The organism is Klebsiella sp. K5-204, assembly GCF_030128585.1.
Taxonomy (GTDB): Bacteria; Pseudomonadota; Gammaproteobacteria; order Enterobacterales; family Enterobacteriaceae; genus Klebsiella; species Klebsiella quasipneumoniae.
Genome location: NZ_JAKUZS010000031.1, coordinates 1 through 2,068, shown reverse-complemented (window position 1 = coordinate 2,068; position 2,068 = coordinate 1). Strand labels below are relative to the sequence as shown.

Sequence of the window (2,068 nt, the reverse complement as noted above, 5' to 3'; positions counted from 1 at the left end):
TTTGTTGTAGGTGGACCAGTTGGTGATTCTGAACTTTTGCTTTGCCACGGAATGGTCTGTGTTGTCGGGAGGATGCGTGATCTGATCCTTCAACTCAGCAAAAGTTCGATTTATTCAACAAAGCCGACCTGAATTTGTTTAATCAAAGAATGGCTGAATATCTGGTGCTGTATAACAGCAAAAGGCCACATAAATCACTCGAACTGATGACGCCAGTGGACTATATTTTACGTGAGAGTAAAAATTGCAATATGTGGTGGACCCATACAATTGCCGGAGCTCATGATAAAATGCGGATGATCCCCGTACGCCTCAGTGCCAGGGGCAAAGCCCGGTTGATAAAAAAACGCTCAGTGAAGCCCAGAAGACCAAAACAATACCGCCCGGTAAAAACAGGCGAACTCATAGGGATGGACGCGATTGAACTCAGGATGGGGGACCTACGCCGCTATATCATTACCATGATCGACGAGCACAGCGACTATGCGCTGGCCCTGGCGGTCCCTTCACTCAACAGCGATATTACCAGCCATTTCTTCAGCAAGGCCACAAAGCTCTTTCCTGTCGCTATCAGACAAGTTGTCACTGACAACGGTAAGGAGTTCCTCGGTAACTTTGATAAAACGCTACAGGAAGCCTCGATTAAACACATCTGGACCTATCCGTACACACCGAAAATGAATGCGACCTGTGAGCGATTTAACCGGACACTTAGAGAACAATTTATTGAATTCAATGAATTGTTGCTTTTTGAGGACCTGAATTTGTTTAATCAAAGAATGGCTGAATATCTGGTGCTGTATAACAGCAAAAGGCCACATAAATCACTCGAACTGATGACGCCAGTGGACTATATTTTACGTGAGAGTAAAAATTGCAATATGTGGTGGACCCATACATCTCCTTGCCTTACGGCAGCTAAGAGGCTACTCTGTTGGTGTCTAGTCAAGCAGATGGCCTCGTGTGGTTGGTTAATGAAAATTAACGTCCTACGGGGCTTTCTTCTTTCTGCCTCACAACATCAAAACACTCAAACATCATGAGGCAAAAAGCCTCAAGCGCCGACACCATTATACCGTGTTTACTCCCATCCTCCCAGGGCTAATAAGCTGGTAAGTTAATAACTTTTAAGATGGTTTCCGCCGTGTTTCTGCCCTGCATCCCGGCATCTGCTGGAGTTCAGTCATGAATTTTCCCCTCTGTCGATATGCTCCGGTTACCACTTCTGCGCCGACCAATGTAACGGTTCTGTGCAGACGCAATGCAGTGCCAGGACAACCCCCCCTTGTTCGCCAGCTGCGCCCATGTCTGATGTTAACCAAACGACTCAGCTACCTGTTTGAAGATTTACGCCAAAATAGAGGTCTACGCTTATGACAAAATTCTCCAGGCAATATCAGATATCAGTAGCGTCATATCCGAAAGAGATTTTTAAAGTCACTTTTCCTGATTGTATTTCTTTCAAAATTTAATGAAGGTAAGGTTATTTAGCCAATTGACGCGCCACTTGAATAAGTTATTATTACTTACAGTCACTCTGAACTATCAGCAATTTTACAGGCTCAACAATGCCTGTAGAAATATCTTTGTATCGGTATTATTTTAAGGAATCAATTATGACACTCACTGCATATTACCAGCTAAGGAATACAAAGGCCGCAGGTCTTGGTTTCGAATTGCTGACCAGTGAACCGGGAGCCTTTATTGTGCTGGAAGAAAGCAGTTATGAGAAACCGTATGAAATTGCCCGCTATGGGCATAATGGGAGTGCAGGCGATCGTTCGAATGCGTTCAGTTGCGCGATGAATAAAGCCCGTAGCCTGCAGAATTACAGTGGAGCAAAGCTGGATTACAACGTTTACGAAGAAACTGCCTGAATCATCCTGTAATAGCTGTGTGTAGTCTTTGCCCGCCGCTGACGGGCTTTTTTATGTGACACCGGGCTTTGTTGAATAAATAAGATTTCGTGCGAACGACCCTGTAGCTGGCTGGATTTTCAGGCAATACGCACGCTTTCTGGCATCCCAGCCTTTGTCATCCTGTTCAACGCACGCACCATGGCCATAGC

General features: G+C 45.2%; 3 protein-coding genes and 2 pseudogenes. 3 read left to right on the top strand and 2 right to left on the bottom strand.

Features of this window, described 5'->3' with window-relative positions; genetic code table 11:
* Positions 1 to 93: hypothetical protein (locus MKR05_RS26810; protein ID WP_223817503.1), on the bottom strand; the 93-nt coding region annotated here is incomplete at its 3' end.
* 29 nt (positions 94 to 122) lie between these two features.
* Here MKR05_RS26810 and MKR05_RS26805 point away from each other — a divergent pair.
* The 3 genes and pseudogenes from MKR05_RS26805 to MKR05_RS26795 all read left to right on the top strand — a co-directional run.
* Positions 123 to 266: pseudogene (locus tag MKR05_RS26805) on the top strand (IS3 family transposase); the annotation flags it as partial.
* Positions 267 to 269: 3 nt separating this feature from the next.
* Positions 270 to 896: pseudogene (locus MKR05_RS26800) on the top strand (IS481-like element ISKpn28 family transposase); the annotation flags it as partial.
* A gap of 720 nt (positions 897 to 1,616) precedes the next feature.
* Positions 1,617 to 1,877 (top strand): hypothetical protein, encoded by a 261-nt coding sequence (locus MKR05_RS26795; RefSeq protein WP_017901409.1) that lies wholly within the window; start codon positions 1,617 to 1,619, stop codon positions 1,875 to 1,877.
* Between the two features lie 119 nt (positions 1,878 to 1,996).
* On the opposite strand, the gene MKR05_RS26790 is transcribed toward MKR05_RS26795, so the two are convergent.
* On the bottom strand, positions 1,997 to 2,068 hold a 72-nt coding region (locus MKR05_RS26790), incomplete at its 5' end, for a hypothetical protein (protein WP_223177208.1).

Excerpts from the sequence above, each read along its gene's own strand:
- MKR05_RS26795 (WP_017901409.1), top strand. The coding sequence starts at position 1,617 with ATGACACTCACTGCATATTACCAGCTAAGGAATACAAAGGCCGCAGGT.